The sequence below is a fragment of the Anoxybacillus pushchinoensis genome, assembly GCF_900111795.1.
Taxonomy (GTDB): Bacteria; Bacillota; Bacilli; order Bacillales; family Anoxybacillaceae; genus Anoxybacillus; species Anoxybacillus pushchinoensis.
The window spans coordinates 19,243-40,655 of sequence record NZ_FOJQ01000004.1; the positions used below are offsets into that span (position 1 = coordinate 19,243).

Annotated in this window: 27 protein-coding genes; 4 read left to right on the forward strand and 23 right to left on the reverse strand. The window is 42.3% G+C overall.

The window, feature by feature from the left end:
- From aroC to BM213_RS02110, 17 genes are all read right to left on the reverse strand, one after another.
- On the reverse strand, window positions 1-1,170 hold the full coding sequence (gene aroC / locus BM213_RS02030) for a chorismate synthase (protein ID WP_091700381.1): 1,170 nt from the start codon (window positions 1,168-1,170) through the stop codon (window positions 1-3).
- A gap of 108 nt (window positions 1,171-1,278) precedes the next feature.
- Window positions 1,279-2,049 (reverse strand): CheR family methyltransferase, encoded by a 771-nt coding sequence (locus BM213_RS02035; RefSeq protein WP_091700383.1) that lies wholly within the window; start codon window positions 2,047-2,049, stop codon window positions 1,279-1,281.
- A 173-nt stretch (window positions 2,050-2,222) separates the two neighbouring features.
- Window positions 2,223-2,669: a nucleoside-diphosphate kinase gene (gene ndk / locus BM213_RS02040; RefSeq protein ID WP_003394530.1), complete on the reverse strand. Its 447-nt coding sequence runs from the start codon at window positions 2,667-2,669 to the stop codon at window positions 2,223-2,225.
- A gap of 112 nt (window positions 2,670-2,781) precedes the next feature.
- Window positions 2,782-3,744, reverse strand: a complete 963-nt coding sequence (gene hepT / locus BM213_RS02045; protein ID WP_091700385.1) for a heptaprenyl diphosphate synthase component II — start codon at window positions 3,742-3,744, stop codon at window positions 2,782-2,784.
- Between the two features lie 11 nt (window positions 3,745-3,755).
- Window positions 3,756-4,469 carry a demethylmenaquinone methyltransferase gene (locus BM213_RS02050; RefSeq protein WP_091700388.1) on the reverse strand — a complete coding sequence of 238 codons (714 nt, stop codon included), beginning with the start codon at window positions 4,467-4,469 and terminating at the stop codon, window positions 3,756-3,758.
- Between the two features lie 25 nt (window positions 4,470-4,494).
- Window positions 4,495-5,142 (reverse strand): heptaprenyl diphosphate synthase component 1, encoded by a 648-nt coding sequence (locus BM213_RS02055; RefSeq protein ID WP_091700390.1) that lies wholly within the window; start codon window positions 5,140-5,142, stop codon window positions 4,495-4,497.
- A 60-nt stretch (window positions 5,143-5,202) separates the two neighbouring features.
- Window positions 5,203-5,430, reverse strand: coding sequence for a trp RNA-binding attenuation protein MtrB (gene mtrB, locus BM213_RS02060; RefSeq protein ID WP_091700392.1), 228 nt, complete (start codon window positions 5,428-5,430; stop codon window positions 5,203-5,205).
- Between the two features lie 9 nt (window positions 5,431-5,439).
- Window positions 5,440-6,003 (reverse strand): GTP cyclohydrolase I FolE, encoded by a 564-nt coding sequence (folE, locus tag BM213_RS02065; protein WP_091700394.1) that lies wholly within the window; start codon window positions 6,001-6,003, stop codon window positions 5,440-5,442.
- A gap of 110 nt (window positions 6,004-6,113) precedes the next feature.
- A complete protein-coding gene (locus BM213_RS02070) occupies window positions 6,114-6,386 on the reverse strand; it encodes an HU family DNA-binding protein (protein ID WP_003394524.1) in 273 nt (90 codons plus the stop codon).
- A gap of 258 nt (window positions 6,387-6,644) precedes the next feature.
- Entirely contained in the window at window positions 6,645-8,123 is a 1,479-nt protein-coding gene (spoIVA, locus tag BM213_RS02075; protein ID WP_091700399.1) for a stage IV sporulation protein A, read from the reverse strand.
- A gap of 124 nt (window positions 8,124-8,247) precedes the next feature.
- Window positions 8,248-8,970, reverse strand: coding sequence for a hypothetical protein (locus BM213_RS02080; RefSeq protein ID WP_091700401.1), 723 nt, complete (start codon window positions 8,968-8,970; stop codon window positions 8,248-8,250).
- 15 nt (window positions 8,971-8,985) lie between these two features.
- Window positions 8,986-9,189 carry a DUF2768 domain-containing protein gene (locus BM213_RS02085; RefSeq protein WP_091700403.1) on the reverse strand — a complete coding sequence of 68 codons (204 nt, stop codon included), beginning with the start codon at window positions 9,187-9,189 and terminating at the stop codon, window positions 8,986-8,988.
- A 178-nt stretch (window positions 9,190-9,367) separates the two neighbouring features.
- Complete coding sequence (locus BM213_RS02090; protein ID WP_091700405.1) at window positions 9,368-10,390, reverse strand: NAD(P)H-dependent glycerol-3-phosphate dehydrogenase; 1,023 nt, start codon at window positions 10,388-10,390, stop codon at window positions 9,368-9,370.
- An 11-nt stretch (window positions 10,391-10,401) separates the two neighbouring features.
- The gene (gene der, locus BM213_RS02095; RefSeq protein WP_091700407.1) at window positions 10,402-11,712 is read right to left on the reverse strand and encodes a ribosome biogenesis GTPase Der; all 1,311 of its coding nucleotides are present in this window, start codon (window positions 11,710-11,712) and stop codon (window positions 10,402-10,404) included.
- A 90-nt stretch (window positions 11,713-11,802) separates the two neighbouring features.
- Window positions 11,803-11,985, reverse strand: coding sequence for a capping complex subunit for YIEGIA (locus BM213_RS02100; protein WP_091700409.1), 183 nt, complete (start codon window positions 11,983-11,985; stop codon window positions 11,803-11,805).
- Window positions 11,982-12,878: a YIEGIA family protein gene (locus BM213_RS02105; RefSeq protein WP_091700411.1), complete on the reverse strand. Its 897-nt coding sequence runs from the start codon at window positions 12,876-12,878 to the stop codon at window positions 11,982-11,984. Before BM213_RS02105 ends, BM213_RS02100 begins: the two co-directional genes overlap by 4 nt.
- Entirely contained in the window at window positions 12,875-13,474 is a 600-nt protein-coding gene (locus tag BM213_RS02110) for a YphA family membrane protein (RefSeq protein ID WP_091700413.1), read from the reverse strand. Before BM213_RS02110 ends, BM213_RS02105 begins: the two co-directional genes overlap by 4 nt.
- 100 nt (window positions 13,475-13,574) lie before the next feature.
- Between BM213_RS02110 and BM213_RS02115 the strand changes: the two genes are divergently transcribed.
- A complete protein-coding gene (locus tag BM213_RS02115) occupies window positions 13,575-13,679 on the forward strand; it encodes a YpzI family protein (protein ID WP_091700416.1) in 105 nt (34 codons plus the stop codon).
- A 33-nt stretch (window positions 13,680-13,712) separates the two neighbouring features.
- Here BM213_RS02115 and fni read toward each other — a convergent pair whose 3' ends face one another.
- The 6 genes from fni to BM213_RS02145 all read right to left on the reverse strand — a co-directional run bounded on the left by fni (window position 13,713) and on the right by BM213_RS02145 (window position 18,291).
- A complete protein-coding gene (fni, locus tag BM213_RS02120; protein ID WP_091700418.1) occupies window positions 13,713-14,777 on the reverse strand; it encodes a type 2 isopentenyl-diphosphate Delta-isomerase in 1,065 nt (354 codons plus the stop codon).
- Window positions 14,778-15,917: a 30S ribosomal protein S1 gene (gene rpsA, locus BM213_RS02125; protein WP_091700420.1), complete on the reverse strand. Its 1,140-nt coding sequence runs from the start codon at window positions 15,915-15,917 to the stop codon at window positions 14,778-14,780.
- Window positions 15,918-16,065: 148 nt separating this feature from the next.
- Entirely contained in the window at window positions 16,066-16,647 is a 582-nt protein-coding gene (locus BM213_RS02130; protein ID WP_091700422.1) for a lysophospholipid acyltransferase family protein, read from the reverse strand.
- On the reverse strand, window positions 16,644-17,324 hold the full coding sequence (gene cmk / locus BM213_RS02135; RefSeq protein ID WP_091700424.1) for a (d)CMP kinase: 681 nt from the start codon (window positions 17,322-17,324) through the stop codon (window positions 16,644-16,646). Before cmk ends, BM213_RS02130 begins: the two co-directional genes overlap by 4 nt.
- Before the next feature lie 74 nt (window positions 17,325-17,398).
- Window positions 17,399-17,578 (reverse strand): YpfB family protein, encoded by a 180-nt coding sequence (locus BM213_RS02140; protein WP_003394493.1) that lies wholly within the window; start codon window positions 17,576-17,578, stop codon window positions 17,399-17,401.
- 53 nt (window positions 17,579-17,631) lie between these two features.
- Window positions 17,632-18,291: a flagellar brake protein gene (locus BM213_RS02145; RefSeq protein WP_091700426.1), complete on the reverse strand. Its 660-nt coding sequence runs from the start codon at window positions 18,289-18,291 to the stop codon at window positions 17,632-17,634.
- A 137-nt stretch (window positions 18,292-18,428) separates the two neighbouring features.
- On the opposite strand from BM213_RS02145, the gene prsW reads away from it, so the two are divergent.
- From prsW to ypeB, 3 genes are all read left to right on the forward strand, one after another.
- Complete coding sequence (gene prsW / locus BM213_RS02150; RefSeq protein ID WP_091700428.1) at window positions 18,429-19,103, forward strand: glutamic-type intramembrane protease PrsW; 675 nt, start codon at window positions 18,429-18,431, stop codon at window positions 19,101-19,103.
- A gap of 90 nt (window positions 19,104-19,193) precedes the next feature.
- Entirely contained in the window at window positions 19,194-20,051 is an 858-nt protein-coding gene (gene sleB, locus BM213_RS02155) for a spore cortex-lytic enzyme (RefSeq protein ID WP_091700431.1), read from the forward strand.
- Between the two features lie 12 nt (window positions 20,052-20,063).
- Window positions 20,064-21,410: a germination protein YpeB gene (ypeB, locus tag BM213_RS02160; protein ID WP_091700433.1), complete on the forward strand. Its 1,347-nt coding sequence runs from the start codon at window positions 20,064-20,066 to the stop codon at window positions 21,408-21,410.
- Window positions 21,411-21,413: the final 3 nt, after the last annotated feature.

Genomic DNA, 21,413 nt, shown 5'->3' on the forward strand with positions numbered 1-21,413 from the left:
TTAAAACTCCTTTGCATACCGACGCATATGTTCAACATTTTCAATAATAAGATCAAGACGATCTTGTCCGAATTGTTCGACAATCGCATTTGCAATTTCCCACGCCACAACCGCTTCAGCGACGACGCTCGCTGCCGGAACAGCACAACTATCCGAACGTTCAATGCTTGCTGCAAACGGTTCTTTCGTTTCAATGTCGACGCTCATGAGCGGCTTATATAACGTCGGGATCGGCTTCATCACCCCGCGCACAACAATCGGCATTCCCGTTGTCATTCCACCTTCAAATCCGCCAAGTCGATTCGTTTTACGCGTATATCCTGTTTCTGGACTCCATACAATTTCATCGTGCACGTCACTTCCGAAACGGCGTGCCGCTTCAAAGCCGATACCAAATTCAACCCCTTTAAACGCATTAATACTGACAACAGCAGCGGCAATTTTTGCGTCTAACTTTCGATCGTAATGAACGTAGCTTCCGACACCCGCAGGAACACCTTCAACGATCACTTCAACGACTCCGCCAATCGAGTCACCTTTTTCTTTCGCTTCGTCAATGGCTGCCATCATCTTTTTCTCCGCTTCCGCGTCAAAACAACGGACAGGAGATTGCTCTGTCACTTGCTGCAATTGTTCAAGCGATGTATACGCCGTATGTTCCGCTTTTATCCCTCCAATTTCAACGACATGGCTTGCGACGCGAATGCCCAACTCCGATAAAATGCGTTTCGCTACCGCTCCAGCTGCCACGCGCACGGTCGTTTCACGCGCAGAAGAGCGCTCTAGCACGTTGCGCATATCGCGATGACCATATTTAATCGCCCCGTTTAAATCCGCATGTCCTGGACGTGGACGTGTCACCTTTCGCTTGACTTCCTCTGTTTCATCGCTGAGCGGCTCAACGCCCATAATGTTTATCCAATGTTTCCAATCGCGGTTTTCCACAACGAGTGTAATTGGGGAACCGAGCGTTTTTCCGTGACGAACACCGCTTAAAATTTTCACTTCGTCCTTTTCAATTTGCATTCGTCGTCCGCGACCATATCCTTTTTGACGGCGCGCCAAGTCTTCATTAATATGCTCTGCTAAAAGCGTCAATCCTGCTGGAACACCTTCAATAATTGTTGTTAATTGTGGACCGTGTGATTCACCTGCCGTTAAGTACCGCAATGTTCTCTCTCCCTTCAACTCTTTAAAGCGATTATGTATGAATATAGCACATTTTTCTCACCGACGTAACCCCTGAATTGCACAGAAAGCGACCGTGTTCGGTCACAACTATATTTTTCGATAAAAAAACGTGTCTTCTACTTCAAAGCCGTATGCTGTCGGATTAAAAATTTGTTCTGTGCTGCCGACAAAAAATATCCCTCCCGGACGAAGGGCGCGATTAAATTTGAAATACAACTCGTGTTTCGCCTCTTCCGTAAAATAAATAAGCACGTTGCGGCAAACGATTAAATCGAAATTCGTATCAAACGGATCAGCAAGCAAATTATGTTTTTTAAATGTGACCGTTCGTTTAATATCGCCAATAATTTTGTAATGAGATCCTTCTTTTATAAAAAACTTTTTCTTCACATCTTCTGGAACTTCTTGAAGAGATCGTTCCATATAAATGCCAAGTTTCGCCCGGGCCATCGCATTATCGTCAATATCTGTCGCTAATACAGACACTTGTGATAACGGCATGAACTTGGATAAAATGATTGCTAGCGTATATGGCTCTTCCCCTGTCGAACAAGCCGCGCTCCATACTTTTAGACGCTTGTTTTTCTCAAGCAACTTAGGAATGATTTTTTTCTCGAGCACTTCCCACCGTTTCGCGTTGCGGAAAAATTCAGATACGTTAATCGTCATGCGATCTAAAAACTCATGAAACAATGCTTGGTCATGATTCATCGCCTTGAAAAATTCATCGAAATTGTTAAACCCTTTTTTTTCATAAAGAGAAGTTAATCGGCGCTTCATTTGTGCCTCTTTATATAGCGCCAAATCAATTCCTGTTTTTCGTTTGACGTTCGCAATAAATTGTTGATAATCACTCATAAACAAACTCCTCTTTCCTTTTCTTTCATACATACAGTATAACGAAAATGCGAGAAAACAGAAATAAAAAAATAAAGATAGGCATACGCCTACCTTTATTTATAAAAAGTATACGATTTGCTACTACAGAAAAAAACTGTCTCTAAGCGAAATGGCAGCGCTTTGCGCTTTTTTTAATATACCCACTCGTTTATTAGCTTGTTGTAGGAGACGAGCTCTTCTTCTTTGAAAAACAGCTGAATTTCACGAGCCGCACTTTCTTTTGAGTCGGAACCGTGAATAATATTTTTTCCGACCGTTAAGCCAAAATCACCGCGAATAGTACCCGGCAATGCTTCTTGTGGGTTTGTTTTCCCCATCATTTGACGAGCGGTGGCGATGACGTTTTCGCCTTCCCATACCATCGCAAACACTGGTCCGGACGTAATAAACTCAACGAGCTCACCGAAAAATGGGCGCTCCTTATGCTCTGCGTAATGTTGCTCAGCAAGCTCGCGCGATACTTGCATGAGTTTAGCTCCAACAAGCTGAAATCCTTTACGCTCAAAGCGCGCGACGATGTCACCGATCACACCACGCTGTACCCCATCTGGTTTGACCATTAGAAACGTTCTTTCCATGACGAATTCTCCACCCCTGATACGTTATGTATTGGAAATAACTCCTCCGCAATTATATCATTTGTGCATGCAAATTAGCAACATTCGCCATGAAAACGATTTAATTTTTCTTTTAATATTTCCGCTTTCCAATGTATTTTGCGATGTTATAAAGTGCCGTCCAAGCGCGGTTGCGCGGCAACTTTTGAAGCATATCGAGCGCTTTTTGCAAGTAGCGGTCACCGAGTTCATACGATTTTTCAATGGCGTTTGTTCGTTTAATGCCATCAATGACATGAGCCATCTCACGACTTGTCGTATGTTCGTTTACTTTCATAATTTGCTCTTTTAACGTCCGTTCTTCCATCGCATATAAAACAGGGAGTGTCACATTCCCTTGCGACAAGTCGCTTCCCGCCGGTTTACCGAGCTGTTTTTCCGTCCCGATAAAATCGAGAATATCATCCGTAATTTGAAATGACATCCCGACGTAATAGCCGAACCAATACAACTTTTTATGAACAGCTTCAGGTGCCCCGGCGACGACGGCGCCAAGTTGACAGCTTGCCGCAATGAGTAAAGCTGTCTTTCTTTTAATTCGCTGTAAGTAGCGCCGCAAATTTTGGTCAAATCGATATTTGTCACTAATTTGCTCAATTTCTCCACGACATACTTCAACAATGGTGTTCGCTAAAATTTGATGGGCAATCGGGTCGTTAATTTCGCACATTTGTTCAAGCGCGCGGGCAAATAAGTAATCGCCGACGTACATGGCAAAACGATCTCCCCATCTCGCTTGAATCGTCTCTTTTCCTCGCCGCAATGTCGCCCCATCAATGACATCATCGTGAACGAGCGAAGCCATATGGATAAGCTCAAGAGCGACAGCCACTCGTTTCATCTGCTCAAAATGATATGTGCCAAATTGGCCACCGAGTAAAACGAATACTGGACGAATGCGCTTTCCGCCCGCCTCAAGCAAGTGCAACGACGCTTCATTGACGAGCGGATCGGACGCCTGAACCGTTATTTTTAATTGTTCTTCAATTCGGTTTAAGTCCCCATTTAAAAACGAATACATCGCCTTTAGTTTCATCACTATTCACCTTAATATTCATCAGGTTTATGTCCGAGATGCATCGCCGCTACTCCGAACGTATACGGTTTCACTTGTACGCGCACAAAACCAGCTTCACGAAACATGTCTGCCAGCTCATCCATTCCAGGAAACTCACGTGCTGATTCCTGTAACCATGAGTATTCTTCATAACTTTTTGCAAAAATCTTTCCAAAAAAAGGCATAATATAACGGAAATATGCGTAATACAATTGTCGAAAACCGATCAATGTTGGTTGAGATGTTTCTAAACAGACGACTTTTCCACCTGGCTTGGTAACACGATACATTTCTTTCAGTACAGTCATATAATCAGGGACGTTGCGCAATCCGAAACCGATCGTCACGTAGTCAAACGTGTTGTCAGGAAACGGCAAGCTCATCGCATTGCCGTGGACGAGGGTAACATGCTGGAAGCCACGCTCTCTTACTTTTTCTTCCCCAACTTTTAACATGTTGCGGCTAAAGTCGATCCCGTATACTTCTCCGCTAGGTCCAACAGCTTCTGCTAGCGCAATTGTCCAATCTGCCGTTCCACAACATACATCGAGCGCTTTCGTTCCTTTTTGTACGTTCATTCGTTTCATCGTATCTTTCCGCCATGCGACATGGCGTTTAAAACTAATGACTGAATTCATACGATCGTAATGATCAGAAATTTTTTCAAACACGCGATGGACACGTTCTTCTTTTGACTGGTGCATAAAAATCCCCTTCTTTCAACTGAAATCAAGCGAGGAGATGAGAAAATCGCTCTTTCACTTCTTCATGATGCAAATAAAAAAGGTCTTGTACTTTTCGTTTACAATGATCGGTATAATCGACCATTGCTTTCGATTTTGCCTCTTCGCGTTGAATGCGCTTGAGCGAAAACAAGTAATATGCAAGCTCTCCCCACTCATGAGCATGCACGTGTTCTGAAAGCTTGCGAAGCAATGCTGATTCGATTACACCGATACAATGAAAACGTTCAATGTCATCTGGCGACAGCTGTTGCAAACGAATCTTTTGTATATTGATTTCTTTAATCGCCTCGGCAAAGCGGCGAATAAGTGACACATCATGTCTTTTTGCTAAAAACTCGTAATACAATCCGCTATATAAGTCTCCTGCAAGCACTGTTAATTGCTTTTTTTGCATCATTTGCTGCTTATCTACTTCATCATGGGTATCAAGGGCGAGTTGAATTAACATCATGGCGAATACATAATCGAGCGCGATGCTTGTTTCCACTCGAGTTGAACGTAACATAGAAAGAGCAAACGATATGCGATCTTCGTCTATCGTGCGTGGCTGTATATAGCGATCTACATACGAATGAGCAATTGCGTGCTGAATGCGCGTTCGTACTTGTTCCATTTGCTGTCGTATATCCATGATTTATCACCCTTGCTTCCCAAAAACTCAAGCTTTATTATATCATAAACTACCTTCACGTTAACGATGATTTTTCGCATCAGATTGAATTTCGCCGTGCTGTGTTTGAATGAGCGCTTTTCCGCGCACTTTAATGGCCGATGTATGCTCTGTAAATTGAGCAATGAGCACTTCTCCTTCATCGAGTTTTTCAGAATGATGAAAACGTGTATCTGAACCACGCGTTAATCCAATTACGTTTACTCCATCTTCTAACGCTTTAATGACCACATAATCCCCTTGCATCATAACACCCTCCTACTTTATAAGTGCTAATATTTCAGCGCGCGCTTTTTCATCCTCTGCAAGCGTTCCGCGCACAGCAGTCGTAACTGTTTTCGCTCCTGGCTTTTTCACACCCCGCATCGTCATACACATATGTTCCGCTTCGACAACGACCATGACTCCGTGCGGCTCAAGCGTGTCCATAATCGCATCAGCTACCGTTGCCGTAATTCGCTCTTGTAACTGCGGACGACGTGCCACCGTTTCTACTGTTCGTGCTAATTTACTTAATCCTGTTACTTTGCCACCGCGTGGAATGTATGCGACGTGGGCAACACCAAAAAACGGAACGAGATGATGTTCGCACATCGAATAGAACGGAATGTCTTTGACGAGGACAAGTTCTTCATGGTCTTCACTAAACACCGTTTGCAAGTGCACTTTTGGATCTTCATTTAATCCAGCGAACACCTCAGCATACATTTTTGCCACTCGTTTCGGTGTGTCTAGCAATCCTTCACGATTCGGGTCTTCACCAATCGCCTCTAAAATTAAGCGAACCGCCTGTTCGATTTGTTGCGTATTCATGTACAGCATCCTCCTAACATTCAACTTCACGTAACCCGATTCTAGCATACTAAACGGAAAAAAGGCAAAAAAGAAGAGGCAGCTCGCAATCGGCTACCTCTTTCGCTGTATGTAATTGCTTACTTTACAGCATCCTTTAACGCTTTCCCAGGTTTGAAAGCAGGAACTTTGCTTGCAGCAATTTCGATTTCTTCTCCCGTTTGCGGGTTGCGTCCTTTACGCGCTGCACGCTCACGCACTTCGAAGTTACCAAAACCGATTAATTGCACTTTATCGCCGTTTTTAAGCGCTTCTGTAATTGCGTCAAAAACAGCATCAACTGCTTTAGATGCATCTTTTTTAGAAAGACCGCTTGCTTCAGCGACTGCATTAATTAATTCCGTTTTGTTCATGCCATTCACCTCCTCCCAAAGCGTATGCGCTATACGTTACTTTCAGTTGTTTACACTTTCTATTGTTTCTATACATTAACACGCCTTATATTAACTGATTCTTGCTTATAATTCAACATTTTTCAACAAAATCATGCAATTTGCCTATTATTCTCCAACGAGCCTAACATTTTCTGAATAAAGATTATCATATCGCTCTTTTTGACTGCAAGAGAAATTTTTCATCTAAAACAAAAAAAGACCCCAAATGGAGTCTTTTTATAAGATGATAGCAATTAATCCACCAGAACCTTCATTAATGATGCGCTCTAACGTCTCTTTTAATTTATAGCGCGCGTTTTCTGGCATGAGGGCGAGCTTCGCTTGAATACCTTCGCGAACAATAGAACTAAGTGAACGACCGAAGATGTCAGAATTCCAAATGGAAAGCGGGTCATCCTCAAAATCTTGCATTAAGTAGCGAACGAGCTCTTCGCTCTGTTTTTCCGTTCCGATAATTGGAGCAAACTCCGATTCAACATCGACTTTAATCATATGAATAGACGGTGCCACCGCTTTTAACCGCACACCGAAGCGCGATCCTTGACGAATAATTTCCGGTTCATCTAAGCTCATATCAGAAAGTGAAGGGGCGGCAATGCCGTATCCTGTTTGTTTAACCATGCGAAGCGCATCAGCGATTTGATCGTACTCTGCTTTCGCATAAGCAAAATCTTGCATTAATTGCAACAAATGATCTTTTCCTCGTATTTCGACGCCTACAACTTCTTTTAAAATTTGATCATACAACTCATCTGGAGCATACAAATCAATTTCTGCAATGCCTTGCCCCATTTCAATGCCAGCTAAACGAGCTTCATCAATAAAATCGTATTCGCTAAATTGTTGTACAACTCGATCTACGTCGCGCAATCGTTTAATATCTTTCACTGTATCGCGCACTGCTTCTTGATAGCTTTCACGCAGCCAATGGTTTTCGCGCAACACCATAACCCAGTTCGGCAAATTGACGTTCACCTCTAGCACTGGGAACTCATATAATGCCTCACGAAGCACTTGGTACACGTCTGCTTCACGCATTCCTTCAACGCTTAACGCTAATACTGGAATATCGTATTTTTCACTTAATTGCTGCTTTAGCGTCTCCGTTTCAGGATGTTGCGGACGCACCGTATTAATGATCATAATAAACGGCTTACCTACTTCTTTTAACTCATTGACAACTCGTTCTTCCGCTTCAATATAATTTTCGCGCGGAATTTCTCCAATCGTTCCATCCGTTGTAATGACGACCCCAATCGTCGAATGTTCTTGAATGACTTTTCTCGTGCCGATTTCAGCCGCCTCTTGAAACGGAATTGGCTCTTCATACCACGGGGTATGGATCATGCGCGGACCGTTTTCATCTTCAAACCCTTTTGCCCCTTGCACCGTATAACCGACACAATCGACGAGACGGATGTTCACTTCAAGTCCATCATCAACTTTCACTTTCACAGCTTGATTCGGAACAAACTTCGGCTCTGTCGTCATAATTGTTTTCCCTGCTGCACTTTGCGGCAGTTCATCTTGTGCCCGAGCTTTATCTGCTTCGTTTTGAATATTTGGAATGACAACAAGTTCCATAAACTTTTTAATAAACGTCGATTTTCCTGTTCGAACGGCGCCCACAATTCCTAAATAAATATCTCCGCCTGTTCGCTCAGCAATATCTCTAAAAAGATCGACCTTTTCCAACTGCCTTCCCTCCCTTATATTTAAAACATATGAGGACACTATATGCATATGTTGTTGTCCTATTTGTTTATGACTAAAAAAATCCCTTCTCTAAAATGTATTTGTTTAGAGAAGGAATCATGACTTATTTTAAGAGAAAAATAGGCTCTTTTTTCTTTTCATCAATTGTGTACGGAAGGGAATAAGCTGGTACAAAAAGGGAATGCTTCACAAGCAAGTCGCGAATATCGTCTCCGTAGCGATAATTGTGCGTCTCTGTTTGCAACTTTTCATACAAGTCGATGCGATAATCAATGTAAATTTCCCCTTTGCCGTCAATAATAAGCGGAAGATTTTTCCCTGAAAAAGGGCTGACGACGTGAGGAGGAGCATCTAAACGTAACTTTTTATAATCAAGCGTAAATACTCCTTTAGCAACCATATCTTTAAACGGTGGATAACCATGAGCATCTTGATACATGCGAATGCGCAACTTCAAATCACGAACGGCTTCCGCTAAACGAAGATCTAGCAGTTTCACCGTCGGATTTGTTTCAACATCAACGAGAACATATTGATATACGCCACCGCTTTCAAATGCATTGCCTGGCGGTTCAGCCATATATCTTGGAACGAGCATGTTAAAGTCAATCGGATATTTTTGATAAATCGGCGTCGACATGTCGCGCGTTCGAATAGGCAACAGTCCGCCCGTCGCTTGACGATATTCATTTACCGCTTGTTGAACGCGCTCGACTTGCTCTTTGTATGGAATTTGATTTTGTACTAAACGCTCTTGCGGATATAAGCATCCGGATAACAGCATCACTATACTAACGACCATTGCAGAAAGCAGCCACTTTTTCATTATTCATCCATCCTTTTATTCTTGCACTGGTCCACTAAATACGACAAACACAATAATAAGACCAGCAATTATCATACTTATGTACGCAATCGTCGCTAAAACGATTTTCAACACCTTATTTTTCACTTTATATCGGCTAAAATAAATGGAAAATACAGCTACAAACATTAATCCAATTCCTGTTAAAGAAATCCACATTTTTAATAGACCCGGTGACATCGCTCTCCCTCACTTTCTCCCATATTGATCAATACATAAAAAAGCTGAAGTAAAGCGGGGCTTCTTTACTTCAGACGATGACTAACTTGCACCATCCATTTAAGCCTGAGAATGTTTTCATAGCATTGTATGCAATATTCATAACAACGCACTCTTCACATGCCCATTTCAAACAAAATTATAACGAAATGTTTGCTAAATCTTCAAGTTCTGACGTTTTGCCACGCGCCATGAGGGAATCAACTGCACGCCTCACATCTTTGCCGTTAAATAATACATCGTAAAGCGCATTCGTAATCGGCATATCGACATTCATTTTTTTCGCTAATTGGTAGGCAGCTTTTGTTGTACGTACCCCTTCTACGACCATTCCCATGTTCGCTAACACATCGTCAAGCGCATGTCCTTTACCAAGCAAGTTGCCAGCGCGCCAGTTGCGCGAATGAACGCTTGTACACGTCACAATTAAATCACCGATGCCTGTCAATCCTGCAAATGTGAGCGGATTCGCCCCTAGTCGGCTACCGAGACGCGCCATCTCTGCAAGTCCGCGTGTCATAAGCGCCGCTTTCGCATTATCTCCGTAACCGAGCCCATCCGTAATTCCCGCTGCTAACGCGATAATATTTTTTAAAGCTCCGCCAATTTCTACCCCAATTAAATCCGGGTTTGTATATACGCGAAAATATTGATGGTTCATAAATAAATCTTGAATGCGCTCAGCAGCTTCCATATTTTGCGATGACACCGTCACCGTCGTCGGATGGCGTAAACTCACTTCTTCCGCATGGCTCGGACCTGACAAAACAACGACATCTCGCAACAAATGCGCTGGCATTTCTTCTTCAATAATTTCAGAAATACGTTTATTTGTATCGGGCTCAATTCCTTTGCTGACGGAAACGATGGTAATCGGCTGTTTCGCGCACGTTCGTACGCGCTGTAATACGTCGCGGATCGCTTTCGTCGGTACAGCTAATACGACCGTTTCCACTCCTTCAAGCGCTCGAGCAAGATCAACATAACCGACGATCGCTTTCGGAAGATGAATATTTGGTAAATATTTTTCATTTGTATGTTTTTCATTAATCTCATCAATCTGTTCCTGGCGCTGTCCCCAAAGCCGAACATGATGTCCGTTATCAGCAAGAACGATCGCTAAAGCCGTACCCCAACTACCAGCTCCTAATACAGTAACCATTGAATCCCTCCTTACTTACGCGGTCGTGCAATAATTTTAATTGGCGTTCCTTCAAACCCAAATGTATCACGAATTCGGTTTTCTAAAAACCGTTCATACGAAAAATGCATGAGTTCAGGATCATTGACAAATACGACAAACGTCGGGGGTTTTACTGCTACTTGCGTCATATAGTAAATTTTTAATCTTTGCCCGTTATGTGTCGGTGTCGGATTCATAGCAATCGCATCCATCAATACTTCGTTCAATACGTTCGTTTGGACGCGCATCGCATGATTTTCACTTACCATTTGAATGATCGGCAACAGCTTATGCAACCGTTGCTTCGTTTTTGCCGATACGAATACGATCGGTGCATAATCAAGAAATTGGAAATGGTCACGAATTTTTTTCTCAAATTCGATCATCGTTTTTTCATCTTTTTCAATTGCATCCCATTTGTTTACGACAATGACGACACCTCGACCAGCTTCATGCGCATACCCCGCAATTTTTTTATCTTGTTCAATAATTCCTTCTTCCGCATTAATGACAACAAGGACAACATCAGAACGCTCGATCGCCTTTAGCGCGCGCAACACACTATATTTTTCGGTGCTTTCATATACTTTTCCTCTTTTGCGCATCCCTGCTGTATCAATAATGACATATTCTTGACCATCGCGTTTAAACGTCGTATCGATCGCGTCGCGCGTCGTACCTGCAATATCGCTAACAATGACGCGTTCCTCACCTAAAATTGCATTAACGAGCGATGATTTCCCAACGTTTGGCCGACCAATTAAACAAAATTTAATGACATCGGCATCGTATTCCTTCGTTTCTCGCTTCGGAAAATGGGCGACGACTGCATCTAATAAATCCCCGATCCCTAATCCGTGCGTACCAGAAATCGGGATCGGCTCCCCGAATCCGAGCGTATAAAAATCATAAATGTTTTCACGCATTTCTGGGTTATCAATTTTGTTCACTGCTAGCACAACTGGTTTATTCGAACGGTATAAAATTTTTGCTACTTCTTCATCAGCAGCCGTGACGCCATCTCGACCATTCGTCATAAAAATAATGACGTCCGCTTCATCGATCGCAATTTCTGCTTGTTGACGAATTTGCATTAATAACGGTTCATCTCCGATGTCAATACCACCTGTATCAATAATATTAAACGTTGTATTTAACCATTCTGCACTACTATAAATTCGATCGCGCGTTACTCCTGGTACATCTTCTACAATGGAAATACGTTCTCCGACAATGCGGTTAAAAATCGTCGACTTCCCGACATTTGGGCGACCAACGATAGCTACAACTGGTTTCGTCATACGATCACACTCCTTCATTAAGTTTCGAAACCCGAACAAAAAAGAAGCCCTTCTACTGAAGGGTCTAGCTTTCCCATTTTATCAAAAAAATCAATGTTTCACAATAATGAGCAAATCATCGCTTAGTGCATGAGCGATGCCGTCTAAAATGGCTTCTAAGCTGGCAGCCACTCGTTGCATTTCCTCATTGTTTTCACAAATAAATGTCACGCCACCAGCCACTTTATGAGGTGACGTTGTAATGACGGCTAAAATCATTTTTTCTACAGTCATCGTAACACTCTCCCTGCTTGATTCGTTTTCGATTCCGTTGGCATGCGAATCGCATTTTCTAACGTCGGCACATTCCGAATAATTGCTTTTGCTTTTTCAACATCTTTTTCTTGCGGTAAAATAAAGATGCCAACTCGTCCATCGTCTAAATCCCGCTTGGCGAGGGGAACGAGCGCTGGCGTACCTGAATCACGATATACGCCCAACGCGGTCGAAATATCGTGCAAAATTGCCTGCCGTTGTCCAAGATTGGCAATTGTGGAGCGGGCATCGAAATTTTTTGGTTTCAAAATAAATCCCATGCCATAGCGTAAAATTTCTTCTCTCCTCGCTTCTAGACCGATGTTCATGATGTAAATGTCATCAACATATAATCCGGCTCCCTTAAAGTGAGGTTCCACATACTCCACCTCGACAATGTCGCCAAGCCGGCTGCCAGACATGAATTTACGAGCCATAATAAATGAAAGCGCAGCAGCCACGATCCCAAGCCATACGTTCCAAACTAAATATGCAAACGTACTTAAAAATGACGCAAAAATAACTAAATAATTTCTCCCTTCAAAGACGATGGCAATCCCTTCAATGTACGTCTTACCACGCGGTACAAGTTCATATTGATCGAGCTCATTTAACGTATTTCGCTCCATGTTTCTCACATCACGAAACTGAGAGGCTGCCAATGCTAAAAAGGTAATGGCAGCAAACTCTTTTTCCATAATGGCGGGCACCGCTACAGTTCCGAGGCCTGCCGCAATAAAGCCGAGCGCAATATGAATAATTTTCCCATGCAAATATGTTGGATATTGGCGATAATCTGTTTTTAGTAAATATAATCTCGTTACCACGCCGACAATGACACCAAATAAAATTGGATACGTATATTCGTTCACGTTTTAGCCTCCTTTGTCCGTTTGTAAAATCTTGTATCGATATACAGCGGTAATTGTTCAAGCCACTTCCATATAAATAAACATGCCGTTGCAAACGCCCACTCATCTAAAAATAGCAATGAGCCAACGACGTGAGGAAATGAAAATTGCTTTAACACAAATGCATACAAAAAGTCTCCTTGACAACAACCGACCGTCAAAACGAGCAAACGATCGTGAAATGTTCGATACAATGAAAACGATGCAAGCAAAAGAGCAAATGCGAGCAACCATGTTGCATCTGCAAATACCCAGATCGGATCAAACAATAACAGGAAATGAAAGGAAGCGTATAGCAACGTCATACTTGCACTTGCAAATGCAAAATATATGAACGTCATTCCCGTTTGTTTCATGACGAAAAAATAACTAACAAAAAGCATGAAGACGTATGCAAGTGAGATGTGAAACGAGTGAATTGTCACATTGTGGGCAGACAGTATAATTAACAACAAAGCACATACACAAATCCATAGGCGCGCACGATTTTTTGGGGCGAAGAACGTGTAAATGATCCATAAAAACCAAGAAAGCCAATAAAAATAACCTCCTTCCACCGTAACACCTCCACTCTCCATTATGTCTTATTTTTAAAAATTTAATCTCTGTATGTGAAAAAAAGGAATGGACAAAATAAAAAACAGAGGAGGGATAAACATGGGGAAAGATCGCCAAGAGAAAAAACTGAAACAATCGCGACGCGTTGAGTCCGATCGCGATCCAGCTAAAAATTTTAAAGGAAGTACAAAAACGGAAAAATAAGCGGAAAAGGTGCCCATTTAGGACACCTTTTCTTTATGATCGTCGACTATAATGCGTCGTATCAATGCCTCGCTCACGCAGCCAATGATGTGTTTTCCCTGTAATGACAAGGGGCGCGTTTTGCAAATCGGCAACTGTCGGAGTACCTAGCGCGGTCATAATAAGTGTTAAATCATTATGCAGACGCTCAATTTCCTCAATTAATGCTTCCACCCCTTTCTCGATAAGGAAACGCAACATATAGCCTGCCATTCCTACCGCAGAAGCACCAAGCGCAATACATTTAGCTACATCTAGGGCATGTTGCACGCCGCCGCTGCCAATAATGGACAATCGCTCGGTAGTTGTTGCCACTTCGGCAATCGATACGGTCGTCGTCATTCCCCATTCGTTAAAATAAGTCAATGGTTGTTTACGCCGCTCATTTTCAATTTGCGCAAAATTCGTTCCCCCAAAGCCGCCAACATCAACTGCACATATGCCGATCTGTTCTAACTTCCGCGCCGTCTCTTTGCTCATGCCGAAGCCAACTTCTTTTACAATGACCGGTACATCAACAGCAGAAACAATTTGTTCAATGCGTGAAAGCGCTCCACAAAAATCTCGGTCACCTTCAGGCATAACTAACTCTTGAACAACGTTTAAATGAATTTGGATGGCATTTGCTTCAATCATGTCGATTGCTCGCTTTGCCAGTTCGACTGTCGCTTCGCTACCTAAGTTAGCAAAAACAAGTCCATGTTTATTTACTTTCCGAATCACAGTAAACGACGAGCGTTCTCTCTCATCCTTTAAAGCAGCCATTTGTGAACCAACAGCCATAGCTATACCACACTGTTTAGCGGCGTAAGCAAGCTGTTCGTTAATTTTCGCCGTCTGTTCGCCTCCACCGCCCGTCATTGCATTAATAAAAATCGGCGAACGTAAAGAGAGTTCGCCGATTGTCGTTTGCAAATCAATATGAGCAGTGGAAATATTCGGCAAGCTATTGTGTACAAATGTTACATCTTCAAACCCGTGCAAGCGGTGCTGTCCTGTTGCAAGAGCATATTCAATATGTTGTAATTTCCGTTTTGCACGATCCACTGCAATCACCATTTATTTTAATTTTTTTAGCTGTTCTCCAATCACTTCACCAATTTGAAATCCCGTCGTCGTCTCTGTTGAGGTTGTATATTCACGATAGTCTTCTTGTACGTCATCTTCGAGCAATTCACGAATGCTTAACGATAAGCGTTTTTCTTTTTCGCTTACTGCAAGCACTTTCACTTTTACAACATCGCCTTCTTTTAACACTTCATGCGGTGTCCCGATATGCTTTGTTGAAATTTGCGAAATATGAACAAGACCTTCAACACCTGGTAACACTTCAACGAACGCCCCGAATGGCGCTAAACGTTTTACTGTCCCTTCTAACACATCGCCTTCTTTTATTTTTTGTTCGATATGATCCCACGGAGCTGGCAATGCTTCTTTCACCGATAAAGAAACGCGACCGCTTTGTTCATCAATCGCAAGCACTTTCACTTTTACGACATCGCCTTCTTTCACGACGTCTGACGGATGATCTACACGCGTATGGGCAAGCTGAGAAATATGTACGAGACCATCAATCTCACCAATATTGACGAACACGCCGAAGTTTGTAATGCGCGCGACTGTCCCTTCAAGCACTTGACCGACGTGAAGCGACTGCAATGCCGCCTTCTTTTTCGATGTTTCTTCTTCTTCTACAACAGCCCGATGAGATAGAACGACGCGATTTTTTTCTCGATCAAGTTCAATGACTTTCACAGCTAACGTACGTCCTTTATAGTCTGTGAAGTCCTCGACAAAATCTTTCTCAACAAGCGATGCTGGAATAAAGGCACGGACGCCGACATCAGCCACAAGCCCGCCTTTTACAATATCTTTCACGACTACATCAAACGTCTCGCCGTTTGTAAGTTTTCGCTCAAGATCTTCCCACGCTTGTTCCGCATCTGCAGCTTTCTTCGATAAAATGATTGCTTCATCTTCTACTTTTTTCACTTTTGCGATGACTGCATCCCCAACCGACAGCACATCGCTTGCTTTTTCGATATGAAGGCTTGACAGCTCACTAATTGGGATAATGCCGACAAGCTTGCTTCCTTCTACATCAACAAGCACTTGTTTGTCTTCTACTTTTGTTACTTGACCTTTCACTGTGTCGCCTACTTCATAGACGCGTACATCAACTTGATTCATCTCTTCCATAGCGAATACCTCCTTACACTCCACACCTGCTCGACGACAGAAATATATGTTGAATGGGCGAACAACGATGCGCTCGTCCATTAACCACAAAGAAAAAACTTCCTTTTTTACTAATCTGTATTAAAGTGTTGTTTTTGTCAAGTCATAACTACTGATGTTCATCTAAAAGTTGCTGAATATGCTCCATAATGACGGCTGTGGCCTCGTCAGCGCTCGCTCTTCTTTCCCGCCATGGAGCGAAATCAATTGGGGCACCGTATACGACTTTTAATCGCTTTCCGACACGATAAGGTCCGATGATGGCACACGGCACAACAACAGCATCGCTACGTAACGCAAAGAAACCCGCACCAGCTAACCCTTTTTTCAATTTCCCGTCTTTACTTCGCGTCCCTTCCGGAAATAATCCGAGCACTTTTTTTTCTTTTAATAAAGCTAGCCCTGTCCGCAACGCCTCTCGGTCTCCCATTCCTCGACGAACAGGAAACGCGTGCAGACGAGAAACGAGTTGCTTCACAATAGGTGTGTGAAACAGTTCTTCTTTCGCCATAAAATGAACAGGACGCGGACATGTGATCCCGACAACTGGTGGATCTAAGTTGCTAATATGATTGGCGCAAATGAGGACAGCACCTTCTTTTGGAATATGTTCTACCCCACTTACTTCTATGCGATAAAGCGGAGTAAGTACATGTTTAACAACTGTGCGAGCAAACATGTAAAAGTTCACTGTCCCTCCACCCTTTCATAAACAATGCACATAATACGATCAACGACTTCATCAATCGATAATGACGTCGTATCGATTTCAATGGCGTCTTCCGCTTTTTTCAGCGGAGCTACTGCACGTTGTGAGTCAATTTGATCGCGGCGAGCAATTTCCTCTTTTAGTTGCTCTAAGCTAGACGGAATGCCGCGCGCTATATTTTCTTCGTGACGACGTTTTGCCCGCTCTTCAACAGACGCAAGCAAAAAAATTTTCACTTCCGCATGCGGGAGCACGTTTGTTCCAATATCGCGGCCATCCATGACAACGCCGCCGTGTCGACCTAGCTCACGCTGGCGTTTAACCATTTCTTCGCGAACCGCTGGGTGTTTCGCTACATATGACACGTTGTTTGTCACATCGTTGTTTCGGATTTCTTCTGTAACATTTTCGCCATTTGCAAATACAAGTTGCCCAGCTGGCGAAGGTTTTAATTCAATATATGTATCATTTAGCACGTTCATTAATTGTTTTTCATCATGAACGTCTACACCGCGCCGAAGCGCACAATATGTTAAGGCGCGATACATCGCTCCCGTATCAATATAAACGTAAGACAACGCTTCAGCTAGTCGTTTCGCGACCGTACTTTTGCCAGCAGCTGCTGGTCCATCAATCGCGATCGAAATTTTCTTCTTCATAATGCCTCCTGTCAGTCGTTTTCGTTTCAACAAAAAAGCAGGGACGTTCCTGCTTCTATATTGTATCATACCGTTTATCGTTGGTCGAATGTTTCAATCGTTTTTGTTTCAGAATTTTTCATGACACCTTCGTAACGAATCACTTTCACGACGTAAGGTGCAAATGACGAATGGAAAACGACATATTGAGCGATACATAAAAAAATAAACTGTATAATAGCAAGCTTCCACAACATCCGTTCAATTGTCTTCATTCGCCTCTTCCTCCCTGTCATTTTATTTTTATTATGGGAGAAAATACGTATACTTATGCTTCAAATTGTTCCTTTTTTCTCGCTTCAAGCTGCTTTTCAAAACTATAGCGAATTAATGTGAGGCGATCAACATCGCTCACCTCTAAAAATTGCAAAGATGCTTTCGGGACTCTTTCTTCAAATATACGAACAACGCGCGCGGGAAAGCGTAAATAATGATAGTCCCCTGAACGCATATGAAGCACAAGCCAAATTTCAATTGTCATTCCATGTTTCAATCCCGTTTCATGATGCGGTAGCACAATGGCTGCCCCACCGGCACTCATGTCGCTTGTTACTGTCGTAAATGGAGCAAACTCTTCATTCAACGGATGAACGGCCACGTCCGTAATGGCATCGACACGCACGAATTGCCGACGTTGAATGCGAAGGAGCTGATTGTCTCCAGGATATGACAAAATGAGCAAGGGCACATTGCGTCTCGTTCTTCCTAACACTTCTGTTTCAAACGCATAAACCGCCTCATCTTCCCCGACGAAGCTCGCTTTTAATTGCGTTCCGTCTAACAAAAATGCGGTGCGATTCGTGCTCATATCAATCGGATAATCAATATAAATTTTCCCATCCTCCATCTCTGCGACTTTACATTTGTATTTTTCCATTTGCTCGCTATATTTCGGTTCAAGCGTCAATGGCACCCCGATTTTAATCAACGTATGTTCCCCCTCGCTAAAAACATTTCCTTCTTTACCTTTATTGCATAAAAAATATGCCTCAAAGCATTTTCAATTTGACAATAACATGATACCATCAAAATGAAAATAAAAGAATTGGGAACGAGGAAGAAATTATGTGGGCTATTATTTCTGCAGGGATTGCCCCGGGATTGGCTTTGCTCAGCTACTTTTATTTGAAAGATGAATATGAAACAGAACCGTTATCCCTTGTTTTGCGCATGTTTTTATACGGAACATTTTTAGTGTTTCCGCTTATGTTTATTCAGTACGTATTAAAAGTCGAGGATATGCTGCCAAACCCATTCGTCGAAGCATTTTTAGCGACAAGTTTGCTTGAAGAGTTTTTTAAGTGGTTTGTATTTTACTATGCGATTTATGATCGTTGTGAGTTTAATGAACCTTATGACGGCATCGTTTACGGCGTAAGTGTATCGCTCGGATTCGCTACGCTTGAAAACATTTTATACTTGTTAGCAAACGGGGTCGAGTTTGCTGTTACTCGTGCACTGTTGCCCGTATCAAGCCATGCCCTGTTTGGTGTAATCATGGGCTTTTACCTAGGGAAAGCTAAATTCAGCTTACCTGAAAGGGAAAAAGGGTATATATTGTTATCCTTTCTGCTTCCATTTTTATTTCATGGGATATATAACTATATTTTATTAACACAAGAACAGTGGATATATTATATACTTCCGTTTATGATCTTTTTATGGTGGCTCGCTTTACGGAAAGTAAAACTCGCAAGAATTATGACAATTGATATCACCCAATCATCAAGCCAAGCGTAACGCTTGGTTTCTTTTTTATGTATAAAAACGTTATTGTGACAAAAAATAGCGTCAAAAGGTATTGTTTACACATTCAAGGGAGGAGTCACAATGCGCAAATGGTTTATTTGCTTATTTCTTATCTTTTCGGTCAGTTATACGTCCCAAGCACATGCATTTTCACAACAAGTAATCCAACGTGGAGCGGTAGGTGACGATGTTATTGAGTTACAGGCAAGACTACAATATCTCGGCTTTTACAGGGGGAAGATCGATGGTGTGTTCGGTTGGCAAACATATTGGGCTTTGCGAAACTTTCAATCCAGATTTAAATTACCTGTGGATGGTTTAGCGGGGCCAAAAACAAAGCAAAGACTCGTTCGTGCTTCAAAATATTACAAATCGTTTGTCCATGAAAATTTACGGAAAGGAAACACTTTTACTCATTACGGGGGAGTTCCGCTAAGTAAGCAAGTAAAAGTCCGGCAGACAAGGACAAGCAACCGAACGGCTACTCAAAAAGCAGCCAATACACAACCAAAAAAACGGACTAATCCACAACAAACAGCATCAAGAAATGCAAGAACAGCGGCCGTCAACGTCCCAAATGGATTTTCACAAAATGATTTACAGCTTATGGCCAACGCTGTACACGGAGAGGCTCGCGGTGAACCGTACATCGGACAAGTAGCTGTTGCAGCAGTCATTTTAAACCGCATAAAAAGCCCTTCTTTTCCAAATACAGTGGCTGGCGTCATTTTTGAACCTGGAGCATTTACAGCTGTAGCTGATGGACAAATTTGGCTTACTCCGAACGAAACGTCGCGCAAGGCTGTACTCGATGCATTAAATGGATGGGATCCATCAGGTGGCGCGTTATACTACTTTAACCCGAACACAGCGACAAACGGTTGGATATGGAGCCGTCCACAAATTAAACGAATTGGAAGACACATTTTCTGTAAATAGGAGGGGAGTTTTTTGCTACGTATTTTACTTATTGCAGCACTATCTGTTGGCATCGCCGGAACAGCATATTGGGGATATCGGGAACATCAACAAAAAAACGCGATTTTAATTCACGCAGAAAACAATTATCAACGAGCTTTTCATGATTTAACTTATCAAATCGACTTACTGCACGATCAAATCGGAACAACATTAGCGATGAACTCCCGACAATCGCTATCACCTGCGCTTGTGGAAGTATGGCGCCTTGCTTCCGAAGCGCACGCAACTGTCGGGCAATTACCACTTTCTCTATTGCCGTTCAATAAAACAGAAGAATTTTTATCAAATATCGGTTCATTTAGCTATCGTGCCGCGATTCGCGATTTAGATAAACAACCGTTGAACGCTGAAGAATATAAAGCGTTACAACAACTGTACAAAAAGTCTGCTGACATTCAACAAGAGTTACGAAACGTCCAGCATCTTGTATTAGAAAACAACTTGCGCTGGATGGATGTAGAGTTGGCACTTGCGACAAATAATCGTCCAAACGACAACACCATTATAGATGGATTTAAAACGGTAGAGAAAAATGTTCAATCTTATAATGAAACTGATTTCGGTCCTTCGTTCACAAGCGTAGAAAAAAGAGAAAAAGGATTTGAACATATTTCTGGAAAAAAGATTACGGAAGCAGAAGCAAAACAAATCGCAAAAACGTTTCTCGGTTTAAAAGGGAATGAAAAAATTGAAGTCGTTCATAGCGGAGAAGGGGCAAGCGATGCCTTTTATAGCATAACAATAAAAAACCCAAAAACAAAAAGCGAAACGTATATGGATGTTACTGAAAAAGGCGGATATCCAATTTGGGTCATTGAAAATCGTCCTGTTAATAAACAAAACATCAGTTTAAACGAAGCGACGATGCGCGGGCTTCAGTTTTTAAAGCAACATAAATTCAACAACTTTGAATTATACGAAAGCACTCAATATGATCATGTTGCTGTACTCACATTCGTTACGTCGCAAAATGGAGTTCGTATTTACCCCGAGTCGATTAAAATGAAAATCGCACTAGATGACGGGAACATCATTGGTTTTTCCGCACGTGACTACCTATCATCTAAGCGCGACCGAACGATTCCAAAACCAGCAATTTCAATTGAGCAAGCGCGCAAAAAAATGAGTCCGAATGTTACCATTATGGAAGAAAGAAAGGCGATTATCATGAACAACATGAATGAAGAAGTGCTTTGCTACGAATTTTTAGGAACGCTCGGAGACGACACATATCGCATTTTTATTAATGCGCAAAATGGAATTGAAGAAAAGGTAGAAAAACTTCAAAATCCTGAACCGATATACGGTGAAATATAAGGG

Coding starts and splice junctions, on each gene's coding strand:
- BM213_RS02035 (WP_091700383.1), bottom strand. CDS start 2,049: ATGAGTGATTATCAACAATTTATTGCGAACGTCAAACGAAAAACAGGA.
- ndk (WP_003394530.1), bottom strand. CDS start 2,669: ATGGAAAGAACGTTTCTAATGGTCAAACCAGATGGGGTACAGCGTGGT.
- hepT (WP_091700385.1), bottom strand. CDS start 3,744: ATGAAACTAAAGGCGATGTATTCGTTTTTAAATGGGGACTTAAACCGA.
- BM213_RS02050 (WP_091700388.1), bottom strand. CDS start 4,469: ATGCACCAGTCAAAAGAAGAACGTGTCCATCGCGTGTTTGAAAAAATT.
- BM213_RS02055 (WP_091700390.1), bottom strand. CDS start 5,142: ATGGATATACGACAGCAAATGGAACAAGTACGAACGCGCATTCAGCAC.
- mtrB (WP_091700392.1), bottom strand. CDS start 5,430: ATGATGCAAGGGGATTATGTGGTCATTAAAGCGTTAGAAGATGGAGTA.
- folE (WP_091700394.1), bottom strand. CDS start 6,003: ATGCTGTACATGAATACGCAACAAATCGAACAGGCGGTTCGCTTAATT.
- BM213_RS02070 (WP_003394524.1), bottom strand. CDS start 6,386: ATGAACAAAACGGAATTAATTAATGCAGTCGCTGAAGCAAGCGGTCTT.
- BM213_RS02080 (WP_091700401.1), bottom strand. CDS start 8,970: ATGAAAAAGTGGCTGCTTTCTGCAATGGTCGTTAGTATAGTGATGCTG.
- BM213_RS02085 (WP_091700403.1), bottom strand. CDS start 9,189: ATGTCACCGGGTCTATTAAAAATGTGGATTTCTTTAACAGGAATTGGA.
- BM213_RS02090 (WP_091700405.1), bottom strand. CDS start 10,390: ATGGTTACTGTATTAGGAGCTGGTAGTTGGGGTACGGCTTTAGCGATC.
- der (WP_091700407.1), bottom strand. CDS start 11,712: ATGACGAAACCAGTTGTAGCTATCGTTGGTCGCCCAAATGTCGGGAAG.
- BM213_RS02100 (WP_091700409.1), bottom strand. CDS start 11,985: ATGACTGTAGAAAAAATGATTTTAGCCGTCATTACAACGTCACCTCAT.
- BM213_RS02115 (WP_091700416.1), top strand. CDS start 13,575: ATGGGGAAAGATCGCCAAGAGAAAAAACTGAAACAATCGCGACGCGTT.
- fni (WP_091700418.1), bottom strand. CDS start 14,777: ATGGTGATTGCAGTGGATCGTGCAAAACGGAAATTACAACATATTGAA.
- rpsA (WP_091700420.1), bottom strand. CDS start 15,917: ATGGAAGAGATGAATCAAGTTGATGTACGCGTCTATGAAGTAGGCGAC.
- cmk (WP_091700424.1), bottom strand. CDS start 17,324: ATGAAGAAGAAAATTTCGATCGCGATTGATGGACCAGCAGCTGCTGGC.
- BM213_RS02140 (WP_003394493.1), bottom strand. CDS start 17,578: ATGAAGACAATTGAACGGATGTTGTGGAAGCTTGCTATTATACAGTTT.
- prsW (WP_091700428.1), top strand. CDS start 18,429: ATGTGGGCTATTATTTCTGCAGGGATTGCCCCGGGATTGGCTTTGCTC.
- sleB (WP_091700431.1), top strand. CDS start 19,194: ATGCGCAAATGGTTTATTTGCTTATTTCTTATCTTTTCGGTCAGTTAT.